At 66.2% G+C, this 17,260-nt stretch carries 12 protein-coding genes and 3 rRNA genes; 12 read left to right on the top strand and 3 right to left on the bottom strand.

Features of this window, described 5'->3' with window-relative positions:
* Window positions 1-749: 749 nt before the first annotated feature.
* The 11 genes from RI578_RS17460 (at window position 750) to RI578_RS17410 (ending at window position 13,015) form a co-directional block, all read left to right on the top strand.
* Window positions 750-2,276: ribosomal RNA gene (locus RI578_RS17460) — 16S ribosomal RNA — on the top strand.
* 303 nt (window positions 2,277-2,579) lie between these two features.
* Window positions 2,580-5,700 (top strand): 23S ribosomal RNA (locus tag RI578_RS17455).
* A gap of 89 nt (window positions 5,701-5,789) precedes the next feature.
* A 5S ribosomal RNA gene (rrf, locus tag RI578_RS17450) occupies window positions 5,790-5,906 on the top strand.
* The 16S, 23S and 5S rRNA genes sit together here, the layout of an rRNA operon.
* Before the next feature lie 75 nt (window positions 5,907-5,981).
* The gene (locus RI578_RS17445; protein ID WP_310871936.1) at window positions 5,982-6,629 is read left to right on the top strand and encodes an HAD family hydrolase; all 648 of its coding nucleotides are present in this window, start codon (window positions 5,982-5,984) and stop codon (window positions 6,627-6,629) included.
* Window positions 6,630-6,708: 79 nt separating this feature from the next.
* A complete protein-coding gene (locus RI578_RS17440) occupies window positions 6,709-7,953 on the top strand; it encodes an MFS transporter (RefSeq protein ID WP_310871935.1) in 1,245 nt (414 codons plus the stop codon).
* Window positions 7,904-9,076, top strand: coding sequence for an acetoin utilization protein AcuC (locus tag RI578_RS17435; protein ID WP_310871934.1), 1,173 nt, complete (start codon window positions 7,904-7,906; stop codon window positions 9,074-9,076). Before RI578_RS17440 ends, RI578_RS17435 begins: the two co-directional genes overlap by 50 nt.
* A gap of 203 nt (window positions 9,077-9,279) precedes the next feature.
* A complete protein-coding gene (locus tag RI578_RS17430) occupies window positions 9,280-10,095 on the top strand; it encodes a phosphatase (protein ID WP_310871933.1) in 816 nt (271 codons plus the stop codon).
* Window positions 10,096-10,224: 129 nt separating this feature from the next.
* The gene (locus tag RI578_RS17425) at window positions 10,225-10,437 is read left to right on the top strand and encodes a helix-turn-helix domain-containing protein (protein ID WP_004984898.1); all 213 of its coding nucleotides are present in this window, start codon (window positions 10,225-10,227) and stop codon (window positions 10,435-10,437) included.
* Window positions 10,438-10,545: 108 nt separating this feature from the next.
* Window positions 10,546-10,644 carry a 30S ribosomal protein bS22 gene (locus RI578_RS17420; RefSeq protein WP_003948845.1) on the top strand — a complete coding sequence of 33 codons (99 nt, stop codon included), beginning with the start codon at window positions 10,546-10,548 and terminating at the stop codon, window positions 10,642-10,644.
* Window positions 10,645-10,856: 212 nt separating this feature from the next.
* Entirely contained in the window at window positions 10,857-11,918 is a 1,062-nt protein-coding gene (locus tag RI578_RS17415; RefSeq protein WP_310871932.1) for an NAD-dependent epimerase/dehydratase family protein, read from the top strand.
* A 14-nt stretch (window positions 11,919-11,932) separates the two neighbouring features.
* Complete coding sequence (locus RI578_RS17410) at window positions 11,933-13,015, top strand: lysophospholipid acyltransferase family protein (protein WP_310871931.1); 1,083 nt, start codon at window positions 11,933-11,935, stop codon at window positions 13,013-13,015.
* Between the two features lie 60 nt (window positions 13,016-13,075).
* Here the strand turns inward: RI578_RS17410 and RI578_RS17405 are convergent, their stop codons facing one another.
* The 3 genes from RI578_RS17405 to RI578_RS17395 form a co-directional block, all read right to left on the bottom strand.
* On the bottom strand, window positions 13,076-14,320 hold the full coding sequence (locus tag RI578_RS17405; protein WP_310871930.1) for a DUF5667 domain-containing protein: 1,245 nt from the start codon (window positions 14,318-14,320) through the stop codon (window positions 13,076-13,078).
* Between the two features lie 285 nt (window positions 14,321-14,605).
* Entirely contained in the window at window positions 14,606-15,403 is a 798-nt protein-coding gene (locus RI578_RS17400; RefSeq protein WP_193776438.1) for an ECF subfamily RNA polymerase sigma factor, BldN family, read from the bottom strand.
* Between the two features lie 302 nt (window positions 15,404-15,705).
* The gene (locus RI578_RS17395) at window positions 15,706-16,638 is read right to left on the bottom strand and encodes an HAD-IB family hydrolase (RefSeq protein WP_310871929.1); all 933 of its coding nucleotides are present in this window, start codon (window positions 16,636-16,638) and stop codon (window positions 15,706-15,708) included.
* Between the two features lie 105 nt (window positions 16,639-16,743).
* Here RI578_RS17395 and RI578_RS17390 point away from each other — a divergent pair, with 105 nt between their 5' ends.
* Window positions 16,744-17,076, top strand: a complete 333-nt coding sequence (locus tag RI578_RS17390) for a glutaredoxin family protein (protein WP_310875793.1) — start codon at window positions 16,744-16,746, stop codon at window positions 17,074-17,076.
* The last annotated feature ends 184 nt before the right edge of the window (window positions 17,077-17,260 follow it).

The raw sequence follows: 17,260 nt of genomic DNA, 5'->3' as shown, positions 1-17,260 counted from the left end.
CGGCCGTTGAGTGCATACGTGAGTACGGCCGCCGTCAGGCGGCCCACCAGAGCCCGGTGCACGTACGCGTCGTCACGCCTCCCACAGTACGGGTGCGGAGGCCGTCCGGCCCGGCATTTGACACACCCGTCCCGCGCTCGTAGTGTTCTCCGAGTTGTCCGACGTGAGCGCCGACTCCGGTCGGTCCCCGGACAGCGATTCCGCAAGTACCAACCACTCCTCGACGAACAGTCGCGCTGTCGGCGTCGTCGTATTGTCGGTGCGCGTATTTACGGAATGAGGAATCCACGTCCACCAGGACGCGGCCCCCGATTAGCTCGGGAGCCGGGAATCCGCTAGAGTCTCACCTCGTTGAAACGGCCCAACAGCCGGGAAGACAACCCCCTCTGACGGGGAATCAGAGCCCGAAAGGATCTGATAGAGTCGGAACCGCCGGAAAGGGAAACGCGAAAGCGGGAACCTGGAAAGCACCGAGGAAATCGGATCGGAAAGATCTGATAGAGTCGGAAACGCAAGACCGAAGGGAAGCGCCCGGAGGAAAGCCTGAGAGAGTCTCTCGGGTGAGTACAAAGGAAGCGTCCGTTCCTTGAGAACTCAACAGCGTGCCAAAAGTCAACGCCAGATATGTTGATACCCCGACCTGATCGGTTCTTCGATCGGGTTGAGGTTCCTTTGAAGAAAAATACAGCGAGGACGCTGTGAACGGTCGGATTATTCCTCCGACTGTTCCGCTCCCGTGATGTAAAGCATTCACGGAGAGTTTGATCCTGGCTCAGGACGAACGCTGGCGGCGTGCTTAACACATGCAAGTCGAACGATGAACCACTTCGGTGGGGATTAGTGGCGAACGGGTGAGTAACACGTGGGCAATCTGCCCTGCACTCTGGGACAAGCCCTGGAAACGGGGTCTAATACCGGATACTGACCATCTTGGGCATCTTTGATGGTCGAAAGCTCCGGCGGTGCAGGATGAGCCCGCGGCCTATCAGCTAGTTGGTGAGGTAATGGCTCACCAAGGCGACGACGGGTAGCCGGCCTGAGAGGGCGACCGGCCACACTGGGACTGAGACACGGCCCAGACTCCTACGGGAGGCAGCAGTGGGGAATATTGCACAATGGGCGAAAGCCTGATGCAGCGACGCCGCGTGAGGGATGACGGCCTTCGGGTTGTAAACCTCTTTCAGCAGGGAAGAAGCGAAAGTGACGGTACCTGCAGAAGAAGCGCCGGCTAACTACGTGCCAGCAGCCGCGGTAATACGTAGGGCGCAAGCGTTGTCCGGAATTATTGGGCGTAAAGAGCTCGTAGGCGGCTTGTCACGTCGGTTGTGAAAGCCCGGGGCTTAACCCCGGGTCTGCAGTCGATACGGGCAGGCTAGAGTTCGGTAGGGGAGATCGGAATTCCTGGTGTAGCGGTGAAATGCGCAGATATCAGGAGGAACACCGGTGGCGAAGGCGGATCTCTGGGCCGATACTGACGCTGAGGAGCGAAAGCGTGGGGAGCGAACAGGATTAGATACCCTGGTAGTCCACGCCGTAAACGGTGGGCACTAGGTGTGGGCAACATTCCACGTTGTCCGTGCCGCAGCTAACGCATTAAGTGCCCCGCCTGGGGAGTACGGCCGCAAGGCTAAAACTCAAAGGAATTGACGGGGGCCCGCACAAGCGGCGGAGCATGTGGCTTAATTCGACGCAACGCGAAGAACCTTACCAAGGCTTGACATACACCGGAAAGCATCAGAGATGGTGCCCCCCTTGTGGTCGGTGTACAGGTGGTGCATGGCTGTCGTCAGCTCGTGTCGTGAGATGTTGGGTTAAGTCCCGCAACGAGCGCAACCCTTGTCCCGTGTTGCCAGCAAGCCCTTCGGGGTGTTGGGGACTCACGGGAGACCGCCGGGGTCAACTCGGAGGAAGGTGGGGACGACGTCAAGTCATCATGCCCCTTATGTCTTGGGCTGCACACGTGCTACAATGGCCGGTACAATGAGCTGCGATACCGCGAGGTGGAGCGAATCTCAAAAAGCCGGTCTCAGTTCGGATTGGGGTCTGCAACTCGACCCCATGAAGTCGGAGTCGCTAGTAATCGCAGATCAGCATTGCTGCGGTGAATACGTTCCCGGGCCTTGTACACACCGCCCGTCACGTCACGAAAGTCGGTAACACCCGAAGCCGGTGGCCCAACCCCTTGTGGGAGGGAGCTGTCGAAGGTGGGACTGGCGATTGGGACGAAGTCGTAACAAGGTAGCCGTACCGGAAGGTGCGGCTGGATCACCTCCTTTCTAAGGAGCACTTCTCACCGACTTCGGTCGGTCAGAGGCCAGTACATCAGCGAATGTCTGATGCTGGTTGCTCATGGGTGGAACGTTGACTACTCGGCACACTTGACCTGATCTTCTCGGTAGTACTGCTTCGGCGTGGAACTCGAGTAAGGGACGGGAAGGGTGTCGGGCACGCTGTTGGGTATCTGAGGGTACGGCCGTGAGGTCGCCTTCAGTGCCGGCCCCGGTAAAAATCCGCGTGAGTGGGTTGTGACGGGTGGTTGGTCGTTGTTTGAGAACTGCACAGTGGACGCGAGCATCTGTGGCCAAGTTTTTAAGGGCGCACGGTGGATGCCTTGGCACCAGGAACCGATGAAGGACGTGGGAGGCCACGATAGTCCCCGGGGAGCCGTCAACCAGGCTTTGATCCGGGGGTTTCCGAATGGGGAAACCCGGCAGTCGTCATGGGCTGTCACCCGCTGCTGAACACATAGGCAGTGTGGAGGGAACGCGGGGAAGTGAAACATCTCAGTACCCGCAGGAAGAGAAAACAACCGTGATTCCGGGAGTAGTGGCGAGCGAAACCGGATGAGGCCAAACCGTATACGTGTGAGACCCGGCAGGGGTTGCGTGTGCGGGGTTGTGGGATCTCTCTTCTACGGTCTGCCGGCCGTGGGACGAGTCAGAAACCGTTGATGTAGGCGAAGGACATGCGAAAGGTCCGGCGTAGAGGGTAAGACCCCCGTAGTCGAAACATCAGCGGCTCGTTTGAGAGACACCCAAGTAGCACGGGGCCCGAGAAATCCCGTGTGAATCTGGCGGGACCACCCGCTAAGCCTAAATATTCCCTGGTGACCGATAGCGGATAGTACCGTGAGGGAATGGTGAAAAGTACCGCGGGAGCGGAGTGAAATAGTACCTGAAACCGTGTGCCTACAAGCCGTGGGAGCGTCGCGCAAGGACTTGTCCTTGCGTCGTGACTGCGTGCCTTTTGAAGAATGAGCCTGCGAGTTTGCGGTGTGTTGCGAGGTTAACCCGGGTGGGGAAGCCGTAGCGAAAGCGAGTCCGAACAGGGCGATTTTAGTAGCACGCTCAAGACCCGAAGCGGAGTGATCTAGCCATGGGCAGGTTGAAGCGGAGGTAAGACTTCGTGGAGGACCGAACCCACCAGGGTTGAAAACCTGGGGGATGACCTGTGGTTAGGGGTGAAAGGCCAATCAAACTCCGTGATAGCTGGTTCTCCCCGAAATGCATTTAGGTGCAGCGTCGTGTGTTTCTTGCCGGAGGTAGAGCACTGGATAGGCGATGGGCCCTACCGGGTTACTGACCTTAGCCAAACTCCGAATGCCGGTAAGTGAGAGCGCGGCAGTGAGACTGTGGGGGATAAGCTCCATGGTCGAGAGGGAAACAGCCCAGAGCATCGACTAAGGCCCCTAAGCGTACGCTAAGTGGGAAAGGATGTGGAGTCGCACAGACAACCAGGAGGTTGGCTTAGAAGCAGCCACCCTTGAAAGAGTGCGTAATAGCTCACTGGTCTAGTGATTCCGCGCCGACAATGTAGCGGGGCTCAAGCGTACCGCCGAAGTCGTGTCATTGCAGCAATACGGCCAACGCCGGCTGTGATGGGTAGGGGAGCGTCGTGTGCCGGGTGAAGCAGCCGCGGAAGCGAGTTGTGGACGGTTCACGAGTGAGAATGCAGGCATGAGTAGCGATACAAACGTGAGAAACGTTTGCGCCGATTGACTAAGGGTTCCTGGGTCAAGCTGATCTGCCCAGGGTAAGTCGGGACCTAAGGCGAGGCCGACAGGCGTAGTCGATGGATAACCGGTTGATATTCCGGTACCCGCTGTGAAGCGTCAAACATCGAGCATCGTGATGCTAAGGCCGTGAAGCCGTTCCGGACCCTTCGGGGAAAGGAAAGTGGTGGAGCCGCCGGACCAAGCGGTTAGTAGGTGAGTGATGGGGTGACGCAGGAAGGTAGTCCATCCCGGGCGGTGGTTGTCCCGGGGTAAGGGTGTAGGCCGTGCGATAGGTAAATCCGTCGCACTTGTGGCTGAGACCTGATGCCGAGCCGATTGTGGTGAAGTGGATGATCCTATGCTGTCGAGAAAAGCCTCTAGCGAGTTTCATGGCGGCCCGTACCCTAAACCGACTCAGGTGGTCAGGTAGAGAATACCGAGGCGTTCGGGTGAACTATGGTTAAGGAACTCGGCAAAATGCCCCCGTAACTTCGGGAGAAGGGGGGCCATTCCTGGTGATGACATTTACTGTCTGAGCTGGGGGTGGCCGCAGAGACCAGCGAGAAGCGACTGTTTACTAAAAACACAGGTCCGTGCGAAGCCGTAAGGCGATGTATACGGACTGACGCCTGCCCGGTGCTGGAACGTTAAGGGGACCGGTTAGCTCCATTTCGGTGGGGCGAAGCTGAGAACTTAAGCGCCAGTAAACGGCGGTGGTAACTATAACCATCCTAAGGTAGCGAAATTCCTTGTCGGGTAAGTTCCGACCTGCACGAATGGCGTAACGACTTCTCGACTGTCTCAACCATAGGCCCGGTGAAATTGCACTACGAGTAAAGATGCTCGTTTCGCGCAGCAGGACGGAAAGACCCCGGGACCTTTACTACAGTTTGATATTGGTGTTCGGTTCGGCTTGTGTAGGATAGCTGGGAGACTGTGAACTCTGGACGCCAGTTCAGGGGGAGTCGTCGTTGAAATACCAGTCTGGTCGTGCTGGATGTCTAACCTGGGTCCGTGATCCGGATCAGGGACAGTGTCTGATGGGTAGTTTAACTGGGGCGGTTGCCTCCTAAAGAGTAACGGAGGCGCCCAAAGGTTCCCTCAGCCTGGTTGGCAATCAGGTGTTGAGTGTAAGTGCACAAGGGAGCTTGACTGTGAGACCGACGGGTCGAGCAGGGACGAAAGTCGGGACTAGTGATCCGGCGGTGGCTTGTGGAAGCGCCGTCGCTCAACGGATAAAAGGTACCCCGGGGATAACAGGCTGATCTTCCCCAAGAGTCCATATCGACGGGATGGTTTGGCACCTCGATGTCGGCTCGTCGCATCCTGGGGCTGGAGTCGGTCCCAAGGGTTGGGCTGTTCGCCCATTAAAGCGGTACGCGAGCTGGGTTTAGAACGTCGTGAGACAGTTCGGTCCCTATCCGCTGTGCGCGTAGGAGTCTTGAGAAGGGCTGTCCCTAGTACGAGAGGACCGGGACGGACGAACCTCTGGTGTGCCAGTTGTCCTGCCAAGGGCATGGCTGGTTGGCTACGTTCGGGAGGGATAACCGCTGAAAGCATCTAAGCGGGAAGCCTGCTTCGAGATGAGGACTCCCACCCCCTTGAGGGGTTAAGGCTCCCAGTAGACGACTGGGTTGATAGGCCGGATCTGGAAGCACCGCAAGGTGTGGAGGTGACCGGTACTAATAGGCCGAGGGCTTGTCCTCAGTTGCTCGCGTCCACTGTGTTGGTTCTGAAACCACGAACAACCCGCCCCTGTGCCACGGGGGTGTGCTGGTTGTCTGTTTCATAGTGTTTCGGTGGTCATAGCGTAGGGGAAACGCCCGGTTACATTTCGAACCCGGAAGCTAAGCCTTACAGCGCCGATGGTACTGCAGGGGGGACCCTGTGGGAGAGTAGGACGCCGCCGAACAATCATTGCGAGGAAACCCCGCACCGGGAACGGTGCGGGGTTTTCTGCGTTTACGGTCGCGTTTACTGTCTTTGTATGCGCTACGACCTGGTTATCTTCGACAACGACGGCGTGCTCGTCGACAGCGAGCCGATCTCCAATCGGCTGCTGGCCGGCTATCTGACCGAGCTGGGGCACCCCACGTCGTACGACGACTCCCTCCGGGACTACATGGGCGCCGCGATGCACCGGGTTCATGACCTCATCCTGGAGCGGACGGGCCGGCGGCTGCCCGGCGACTTCGACGACGTCTTCCACGGCCGGGTGTTCGCCGCCTTCGAGCGGGACCTGGAGCCGGTGCCCGGGGCGGTCGGTGTGCTCGAGAAGCTCGCGGCGGACGGGGTGGCGTACTGCGTGGCCTCGTCCGGGAGCCATGAGCGGATTCGGGTGGGGCATCGGAAGACCGGGCTGGACCGGTGGTTCGACGACGAGCGGATCTTCAGTTCCCAGGACGTGGGACGGGGGAAGCCGGCGCCGGATCTGTTCCTGCACGCCGCCGAGCGGATGGGGGTCGCGCCGGAGCGGTGTGTCGTGATCGAGGACAGCCCGCTCGGCGTCCGGGCGGCTGTCGCGGCCGGGATGGATGTGTACGGGTTCACCGCGATGACGCCGGCGGCGAAGCTCGCCGGGGCGACCCGGCTCTTCGGCGATATGGGGGAACTGGCCGATCTGCTGGTGCGCTGACAGAACTGAACAGAGCTGAGCCGAATTCATCTTTGGCTGGATCTACCCACGGGTAGGCGGGAGCCCTACGCTCGCCGCCATGACTGATGTGCTGCGGCGCGGCAGGGTCTCGTTGGCGTTCGGCTTCTTCGCCCAGGGTGTCGCTTTCGCTCTGCTCGTCACGCGCATCCCGGCCATCCAGGACCGGTACGGCGTCTCCGACGCGCTGCTGCCCGTCTTCCTGGCCGCCGTGCCGATCCTGGCCGGTGTGGGGAGTGTGGTCACCGGGCGCCTGGTGCGGCGGGTGCGGCCGAGCCGGTTGCTGCGCTGGTCCCAGCCCGTAGTGCTGTTGGCGCTGCTCGGTGTCGGGGCGGGGGACCGGATGGCGGCGCTGGCCGTCGCACTGGCCGTGTTCGGGCTCGCCGTGGGTGCGTTGGACGCCTCGATGAACATGCTCGGGGTGAGCCTGCAGCGGTCGTACGGGCGCAGCATCATGCTGGGGTTCCACGCGGCGTACAGCCTGGGCGGGATTCTGGGGGCCTCGCTGGCCTGGGCGGGGGCGCACTGGGACCTGGCGTTGTGGGTGTCGTATCTGCCGGTCGTGGCGGTGCTGGTGCCGGCCGCCCTGGTGGGGAGCCGGTGGTACGTCGACGGGGCGGGCCGTGATGGGGAGCCCGGTGCGGAGGGGGCGTCGAAGGGGGAGGGCGTCGGCGTCGGGTTCAAGGTGCTGTTGCCGCTGTGTCTGGTGATGACGTTCGCGTACATCGGGGACTCGACCGTCTCCAACTGGAGCGCGAAGTACCTCCAGGACGTGCTGGGGAGTTCGGAGCAGCTGGCCACTGTGCCGTACAACGTGTACATGGTGACTACGCTGGTGGGGCGTGCCGTCGGGGACTTCGGGGTGCGGCGGTTCGGGGCCGTGGCGGTGGTGCGGGGCGGGGCGGTCGTCGCGGCGGGTGGGTTCGCCGTGGTGGCGGGAGCGCCGGGGGCCTGGGTGGGGATGCTCGGGTTCATGTTGCTGGGGCTGGGGTTGTGCGTGCTGGTGCCGCAGACGTTCGCGGCGGCGGGGCGGCTGGCCGCGGAGCGGGACGGCCGGCCCGGGGCGTCCGACGCGGCGGTGGCGCGGCTCAATGTCTTCAACTACGTCGGTTTTCTGGTCGGTTCGCCGTTGGTGGGAGCGCTGGGGGATGCCTGGAGCTATCGCGGGGCCATGCTCGTACCGATGGTGTTGGTGCTGGTGACGGTCGTGTACGCCCGGTCGTTCGAGGCTCAACCGGACCGATACGGTGGCGGGCATGAGCGGCCGCGCACAGCTGATGTGGGACGAGGCAGTAACGGGCTATGACTTCGGCCCGGATCACCCGATGGATCCGGTCCGGCTCGCCCTGACGCGAGGACTGGTCGGGGCCCTGGGGCTCGACCGTGAGGTGGAGGTCGTCGCGGCGCGGCCGGCCGGGGAGTCGACGCTGCGGCTCGTCCACCGGGAGGACTACATCGAGGCGGTGAAGTCGGCCTCCGTGGATCCGGGTTCGGCGGACGGGTCGTACGGGCTCGGGACGATCGACGATCCGGCTTTCGCGGGGATGCACGAGGCGTCCTCGCTGATCGCCGGGCAGTCGGTGGGGGCGGCGGAGGCGGTGTGGCGCGGGGACGCGCTGCACGCGGTGAACTTCGCGGGCGGGCTGCATCATGCGATGCCGGGCGCGGCTTCGGGGTTCTGCGTGTACAACGACGCGGCGGTGGCGATCGCGCGGCTGCTGGAGCTGGGAGCCGAGCGGGTCGCGTACGTGGATGTGGACGTGCATCACGGGGACGGGGTGCAGGCGGCGTTCTGGGAGGACCCGCGGGTTCTGACGGTCTCGCTGCACGAGCATCCGGCGACGCTGTTCCCGCAGACCGGGTGGCCGGAGGAGACCGGGGCGGACTGCGCGGAGGGGTCGGCGGTGAATGTGGCGTTGCCGGCGGGGACCGGGGACGCGGGGTGGCTGCGGGCGTTCCACGCGGTGGTGCCGGAGGTGATCGCGGACTTCCGGCCGCAGGTGCTGGTGACTCAGCACGGTGCGGACACGCACTTCGAGGATCCGCTGGCGCATCTGGCGGTGTCGTTGGACGCGCAGCGGGCGGTGCAGGTGGCGTGTCATGAGCTGGCGCACGAGTACGCAGGGGGCCGGTGGGTGGCGCTGGGGGGCGGGGGGTACGCGGTGGTGGATGTGGTGCCGCGGTCGTGGACGCATCTGGTGGGGATCGCGGCGGGGCGGCCGGTGGAGCCGGAGACGGTGATTCCGGAGGGGTGGCGGCAGGAGGTGTTCGCGCGGACGCGGCAGCTTGGGCCGATGCGGATGACTGATGGGCGGTGGCCGGTGGGGTGGGCCTCCTGGGAGGCGGGGTACGACCCTGCGGATCGGTTGGACCAGGCGGTGGTGGCGGCTCGGCGGGCGGTGTTTCCGTTGCGGGGGTTGTTGGCGTAGCGGGCTTGCCTATTCGGTTGCCGGGGCTGGTGCCGGCCGGGGGTGGGGGGCGCGGCCCGGCGTTGCGGGGTGCCGCTGCGCCCACCCGTGCCGCCCCAGCGGCACGACTGCCCGCAGCCGCGCAGCGGGAGTGTTACGCCGGTCGTGGGTAAGTTCCCGCGTTCCTCGGTCCGGAGGTGGGAGGACCCGGCAGCATCGTTTCTGTGCTGACCCGTCGAGCTCTTCGGGCTCATCTTCTGGACGTTCGTCTTGCCGGGGTCGTGGCGACTTCCCGGGAGGTGAGTCTGCGGAGTTACCGGTTGTTCGCCGCGCGGGATCCGCGGGTGCTGATCGGGATCGACCCGGCAGGGGGCTGGGGGCAGCGGGATCTGCTCGGGCTGATGGCGGACAGGTGTGGGGTTTCGGCCGATCCGCACGATACTTCGGGCCAGGACGTGATCGACCCCGATCGGACACTGGCCGCGCTGGATGCTTTCGCCGGCCGGCTCGCCGCGGTCGCTCAGCGTCGCGCACCGGTCCTCCTCGGCACCGGGCACCCTCATCGACTGCTCGGTTTCTACGCCGCCTTGGCCGAGGCGCTGTCGGCGGCGGGATGTGCTGTCCTCACCCCGGCGCAGGGTCGCTGTGTCGACATAACGACCCGGTTCGGTCTACGCACGTACAACCTCGACTACGTCCGGGGAGTCGCGTTGGTGCGGGAACCCGGCGCCGGGCGCGCCGGTGGTGAGCCCGGCGCACACACCCATTCGCCGCTCCCGGTTCGTACCGTGCTGGCCGCCGCGGCCGACGCCGGCGGGCCGCTTCCCGAGCTGGTGATCGGGGACCACGGCTGGGTCTGCGGAGCAGGTCAGCTGGGGTTCGAGGCCATCGGGCCGGCCGATACGGACGATCCCGCGCTCTTCGTCGGTGAGGCGGAGGGGTTCGTGTCCGTCGTCGTTCCACTTGATGACGCCGTGCGGTCCGAGTACTACCGGCCGCTTACCCGCTACGTACTCAATCGGGCGTGTCTGTCACGGTAGGGAAGCGATGGGTGCACCTCTTCCCCATTCGCATCACCCGCCCCTACATTGGGGAGTGAGCACGCAGCGACGAAGAGTCACCGGAAGGGGAAGCCGGTGGCCGTCGAGTGCGGAAGGTTCAGGTGTGTCATGGCTGCAGCTGGCGAGAGGCCTCTGAACGAGGTTCAGTTCCTTACCGTGGCGGAGGTCGCCTCGGTGATGCGCGTGTCCAAGATGACCGTGTACCGGTTGGTGCACAGCGGTCATCTGCCCGCGATCCGGGTGGGACGGTCGTTCCGCGTCCCGGAGCAAGCGGTTCACGAGTACCTCCGCGAGAGCTACGTGGGGGTGGAAACGGCCTGACGACCTCGATTACGACCTCAGCGCTCGGGCGGGTAGGCTAGCCCCTCGTAGGTCGTGTGGGCCCATGGCGCTCACCAACCGAGTGATGAGAAGTGAGCGAGGATAGTCGTGGGCTCTGTTATCAAGAAGCGGCGCAAGCGGATGGCCAAGAAGAAGCACCGCAAGCTGCTCAAGCGCACGCGCGTTCAGCGTCGCAACAAGAAGTAAGCGACGCTGCGCCGTCAGCGTGTCCTGTGGCCCCCCACCGCATCCGGTGGGGGGCCACAGTCGTATCCAGGGGGCCGGGGGCGCCGACGACCGCGAATTCCCGTCACTTGCTGCATCCGGCGGTCATCACAGCGCAACACCGACCGGCTAAGTTGGCCCGCAGACGGGGAACGCGGCAGGCTACGGAGTAGGGCGGAAGGAAGGCGCTGATCTTGGGCAAGGTCGTGCTCGTGACCGGAGTGGCCCGTCAGCTGGGGGGCCGGTTCGTGCGGCGCATCCAGCGTGATCCCGACGTGGACCGGGTCGTCGGCGTGGACGCCGTCGCGCCGGAGCACCATCTGGGCGGCGCGGACTTCGTCCAGGCGGACATCCGGCAGTCGGCCATCGGGCGCATCCTCGCCGAGACGGGGGCCGACACGGTCGTCCACCTGGACGTCACGGGCACGCCGCTGGGCAGCGGCAGCCGTACGTCGGTCAAGGAGACCAACGTCATCGGCACGATGCAGCTGCTCGGTGCCTGCCAGAAGTCGCCGACCGTGCAGCGGCTCGTGGTGAAGTCCAGTACGAACGTCTACGGGTCCGCGCCGCGCGACCCGGCCGTCTGCACCGAGACCACCGCGCCCAAGTCGCTGCCGAGCGGCGGCTTCGCCAAGGACGCGGTCGAGGTCGAGGGGTACGTACGGGGGTTCGCGCGGCGTCGGCCGGACGTGGCGGTGACCGTGCTGCGGTTCGCCAACATCATCGGCCCGAGCGCGGACACACCGCTCGCCTCGTACTTCGGGCTGCCGGTGCTGCCGACGGTGTTCGGCTACGACCCGCGGTTGCAGTTCGTGCACGAGGACGACGTGATCGAGGTGTTGCGGATCTCCTCGCACGAGCCGCGGCGGGGCACGCTGAACAGCGGCACCTTCAACATCGCCGGCGACGGTGTCCTGCTGCTCTCCCAGTGCTCGCGCCGGCTGGGCCGCCCCACGGTGCCGCTGCTGCTGCCCGCGGTCACCTGGGCGGGCTCGCTCGTGCGTACGCTGGGAATGACGGACTTCTCCCCCGAGCAGATCCGGCTGCTCACTCACGGGCGGGCGGTGGACACCACGCAGATGCGGGAAACCCTGGGTTTCCGGCCGAAGTACACGACGGCCGGGGCGTTCGCGGACTTCGCGCGCGGTCGCGGTGCCGGGCTGCTGCCGCCCGAGGCCCTCGCGGGGGCCGTCGACCGGATCGCGGAGCTGTCCTTGCGGGGCAGTGGCCACCTCCCGACGCAGAGCGCCAACTGAGGAGCGCATCAACGATGGCGGACGCCAAGGTCATTCCGTTCGACGACGACCGGTCGCGGGGGAGCGGCCAGAACGCGGCCCAGCGCCCGGCTCGGCGGCGCGGCGCGGGGAGCCGCCGCAAGGGCACGGCGGAGTCGGTGCCGGTACGTGAGGTGCAGCCCCTGCCGGTGCGGGGGGCCGCGCAGGATGATGTGCCGGTGACACATGAGTCGCCCGAGTCGTCCGGGGCGCCCGAGGCGCGGGCACAGGACGCGGACGGTGGTCTGGAGCGGCGTATCGCGGGCGGTCTGGCGTTCCTGCGCCGCCGGCTCACCGGCGACTACGAGGTCGACGACTTCGGCTACGACGCCGAACTCACCGACCAGGTGCTGATGTCCCTGCTGCGGCCGGTGTACGAGAAGTACTTCCGGGTCGAGGTGAAGGGCGTGGAGAACATCCCGTCCGAGGGCGGCGCGCTGATCGTCGCCAACCACTCGGGGACGCTGCCGCTGGACGGGCTGATGATGCAGGTCGCCGTGCACGACCATCATCCGGCCGACCGGCATCTGCGGCTGCTGGCGGCGGACCTGGTGTTCGTGCTGCCGGTGGTCAACGAGCTGGCGCGCAAGCTCGGGCACACGCTGGCCTGTGCGGAGGACGCCGAACGGCTGCTCGGTCAGGGCGAGCTGGTCGGGGTGATGCCGGAGGGCTTCAAGGGCGTCGGCAAGCCGTTCAGCGAGCGCTACAAGCTCCAGCGTTTCGGGCGTGGCGGTTTCGTGTCCACGGCGCTGCGGCAGGGTGTGCCGATCGTTCCGTGCTCGATCGTCGGGGCGGAGGAGATCTACCCGATGATCGGCAACGCCAAGACGGTGGCGCGGCTGCTGGGCTTTCCCTACTTCCCGCTGACGCCGACCTTTCCGTGGCTGGGGCCGCTGGGTGCGGTGCCGTTGCCGACGAAGTGGACGATCCAGTTCGGTGAGCCGATCCCGACGGACGGCTATCCGCCGGAGGCGGCCGAGGATCCGATGCTGATGTTCAACTTGACCGACCAGGTGCGGGAGCAGATTCAGCACACGCTGTACAAGCTGCTGGTGCAGCGGAGGTCGGTGTTCTTCTGACGTGCGTCGGTACGTCGGTGGGGGTGCCCCCTGTGTGACACAGGGGGCACCCCCACCGGCTCAGTCGGCGTCCTCGCCCTCGATGCCCAGGCCCGGCAGGAGGCCCGGCAGGAGGGGCGGGAGGGTGACGTCCGGCTCGGCGGGCGGGGTGTTGTCGCCCGTCGGCGGGGAGGTGGTGCCGGTGTCCTTCGGCGGGTCGAGCAGGCCGCCTGTGCCGCCGCCGAGCAGGCCGTCGTCCTCCTGGCCGGAGTCGGCCGACTCGCTGGGGCTGCCGCTGTCCGTGCGTCCGCGCTCGGACGTACCGTCGTCGCCGTTGCCGGGGGCCGACGAGTGGCCGGAGCCCGGGGTGTCGGTGGTCGTCGACTCGGAGCCGCCCTGTCGGCCGCCGTCTCCGGTGTCGTCGTCCCGGGTGGGCGGCTGCGGCAGCATGGACTGCAGCGGTGCCACGTCGTCCTCTATGGCGTCGAAGACCGACGACACCTGCTCGCTGACGTCCCCGAGCTGCACGGGCAGGCGCTCGCGCAGTGCTCCCCAGGCCTCCCGGTGGGAGTGGGAGAAGGCGGAGAGGGCCTGCATGGGGGCCAGTGAGTCGGGGTCCCGGGCGTAGGCCGCGCTGAGTAGGCGATGGCCCTCGGAGGCGTCGTGGCGCATGCCGGACAGCGCGCGGCGGACCTCGCCGAGGGACTCGTGGTCGAGGGGCCCGCTGCGGTCGCGTTCCATGAGCCGGCGTGCTTCGTTCAGCCGGGTCGACGCCAGGTCCAGGTAGGCCCGGCCGCGCTCGTCGTCCCCTTCGGCGAGGCCGAGGCGGAAGTCCTCTATGCCGCGCTTGAGGCCGTAGAGCGAGTCGCCGGGCAGGGCGTCCGAACTGGCGGCGGCGACTCCGCCGAAGGCGCCGGCGGCCACGCTCACGCTCAGTCCGCCCGCGGTGAGGCCCTTGGCCAGCCGCGAGCGCGGCCGGAACCTCTTCAGCGGGGCCGCCCGGTGGGTGCCGCGCGCCCGGCGTTGCTCCGGGACCGAAGTGTCCGCCGCCCCGCCGCCCGCGGTGCCCTCTTGCAGCATGGCCTCGAACGCTGCCACCAGCTGGGCCCGCTGGACGACCTTGACCTCGGGATCCAGCTGTGGCCGGGGCAGCGTCTCCAGACCGGTGGCGAGGGTCAAGAGACGACCCTGCTCGGTCGGTTCCGCGGTGGCCCCGGCAGCTGCCGGTCCTTCGGACTGCTCGGTCGCCGCCCCGGGATCGGACTGCTCCTCCAGAGCCTGGGCGAAGGCGTTCGCCCGCCGGTGTGCCGATACGTTCGCGATCACTGGCGGCACCTCCTCTCGTCATGACGGTCGACTCCCCAGGGGGTCCTGAGGGTTGCGCCCCCTGATCGGAACCACCCGATCGTGTGATCGGAGTCGGTCGGGGAGCGACCACAGGGAGCCTGCATCCCGCACAACGAGCGGCGCGGCACTTGGGTTACGGACGGTGGATGATCGGACCGCGAACCCAACCGACTTTCACCGAAGGTGATTTGGGAATCGCGGAGGGTCGCGGCGGTGGGTGGGTGCGGGCGGGGTGCGTCGCGGTGCCTCCGGGGCGCCCGGGGCTCAGCGTGCGTCGTCCGGCAGCAGTCGGGCGAGGGTGCGTACGGCCCGGTACTGGAGCGTCTTGATGGCGCCCTCGTTCTTGCCCATGACGCGCGCGGTCTCGGCGACCGAGAGGCCCTGGAGGAAGCGCAGGGTCACGCACTCCTGCTGCTGCGGGTTGAGCCGTCGTACGGCGTCCAGCAGGGCGGCGTTCGAGAGCGATTCGAGGACGGAGTCCTCGGGGGACCGCTCGACCTCGTTGGCGTCGAGCATCTCGCCGGTGGTGACCTCCAGTCGGAAGCGGCTGGACTTGAAGTGGTCGGCGACGAGGTTGCGGGCGATGGTCACCAGCCAGGCGCCGAAGTCGCGGCCCTGCCAGGTGAAGGTGCCGATGCGCCGCAGGGCCCGCAGGAAGGTCTCGCTGGTGAGGTCCTCGGCCGTCGCCTTCCCGCCGACGCGGTAGTAGATGTAGCGGTACACGGTGTCGCTGTACTGGTCGTAGAGCCGCCCGAAGGCGTCGGCCTCGCCGGCCTGGGCGCGTTCGACCAGGTCCATCATGCGGGCGCTGTCGCTGTCCGCGGCGGGGCGGCGGTGGGTGGTTGCGGCGGCGGTCCCGGACGAGGACGACCGCGCGCGTCTGCCGACGGCGGCGCTTCCGTCGGCCAGTGCATAGCACGGGCCCACGGGGGCGGTGGCCGCGGCGAGGGCGGGGACGGCATACGCGGTGGGGACGAAGCCGCGCAACAGGTCTTGGGCTGATTTGACCGTTGCGCGCAGCGTAGCCAGGCCCGAGGCGTCAACCCCGACGTGTGGGTACACGGGACTCCCAGAGGCAGAGCTTCCATCACGTGCAGTACGGAACCATTCACCCGTCGTAGCGAAGGTGGGGCACCGGAATGCGTCTGAGGAGAATAACGCTTCGTGCAGGCACAGCTACGCCCAGTTGCTCAAATCATCGATTACGTCGCTTCTGTGCCCGATTGACGCTCGATCAGATGCTGAAGAGTGATCAGTTAATGACCGGAACGGTTCGGGTTCCTTGTGACTACAGAGCGTGTTGTGGTCGATGTGAGGAAAGCGGACTGGAGTGGGTGTCCCGCGGGTACGTCACACCGATTGGGTCAACGGCGGCGGCGGTGCAGCGCGATGGCCGCCGCGGTCCCGCCGGCCACCGCGCCGACGCCCGCGGCCGCGGGGATGCCGACCTTGGCCGCCTTGCGGCCGGTGCGGTAGTCGCGCAGGCGCCACTCCAGCTCGCGGGCGTGCTTGCGCAGCTTGGAGTCCGGGTTGATCGCGTAGGGGTGGCCGACCAGCGACAGCATCGGGATGTCGTTGTGGGAGTCGCTGTAGGCGGCGCAGCGGGTCAGGTCCAGGCACTCCGCCGTCGCCAGTGCGCGTACCGCCTCGGCCTTCGCGGGGCCGTGCAGCGGTTCGCCGACCAGCTTGCCCGTGTAGACGCCGCCGATCGACTCGGCCACCGTGCCCAGCGCGCCCGTCAGGCCCAGGCGCCGGGCGATCACCTGGGCGATCTCCACCGGGGCGGCCGTGACCAGCCAGACCTTCTGGCCCGCGTCCAGGTGGGCCTGGGCGAGGGCGCGGGTGCCGGGCCAGATCCGCTCGGCCATGTACTCGTCGTAGATCTCCTCGCCGATCGACTTCAGCTCGGAGACGCGGTGGCCCTTGACGATCGACAGGGCGGAGTCGCGGGCGTCCTGCATGTGCTCCGGGTCCTCGAGCCCGGCCAGCCGGAAGTACGCCTGCTGCCAGGCGAACCGGGCGAGGTCGCGGGTCTCGAAGAACTTCCGCTTGTACAGGCCCCGGCCGAAGTGGAAGATCGCGGCGCCCTGCATCACGGTGTTGTCGAGGTCGAAGAAGGCGGCCGCCCTGTCGTCGCCGTGGACCGGGAACTCCACGTCCGCGCCCGTGTCGGGGGCGGAGGTGTCCTGTGCGGACTGGGCGGATTTACGGGCTGCCTCCGCCGAGGCCTCGCCTGCCAACACGCTCCGCGCCGTGGCGGAGCGCCTACGGGGGGTGAGCCATCGAAGAGCGGCCATGCCCGTGAGCATAGCCAGTTTGTTCGGAGGCTTCGGAGCCGAGAGGTTCGGGGGCTGTGAACTCCGGGCGACCGAAGCGTTACAGAGGCCGCCGTGCGCGCGAGAATGGCCGGCATGAGTCCCCTCTTCCGCCGCAAGCCCCCGCAGACCCCGGGGGCCCCGCAGCCCGCGCAGTCTCATGAGCACTCCGAGAACCATCTCGTCACCCTCATCCGCAAACCCGGCTGTCATCTGTGTGATGACGCACAGCTCGTCGTCGAGAAGGTGTGTGCCGACCTCGGTGTCCCCTGGGAGGGGAAGGACATCACCCAGGACCGCCAACTCCACGACGAGTACTGGGAACAGATCCCGGTCGTCCTGGTCGACGGCAGGCAGCACACCTTCTGGCGTGTGAACGAGGAACGGCTGCGCAAGGCACTGACCGACGAGTCCAAGTAGTCCGGATGGTCGCTTAGGATCGATGGTGACTTGGTCTCGGGGGCGTTGATCGTGAGGAGCGTGTGCGGCTTTGCCCCCGATGGGAGAGGAACGCGTGCGCGTATGCGCCGGTTCCCGGTTCGTGCGCCGGGAGCGCGTGAGCCCGGTCACGTTGGCCGGGCAAATCGGACACCATCTTTGTGCA

This window comes from Streptomyces sp. BB1-1-1 (assembly GCF_031597775.1).
Lineage (GTDB): Bacteria > Actinomycetota > Actinomycetes > Streptomycetales > Streptomycetaceae > Streptomyces > Streptomyces thinghirensis.
Note: the sequence above shows the minus strand (reverse complement) of the source record. Positions and strands in the feature narration are given on the sequence as shown.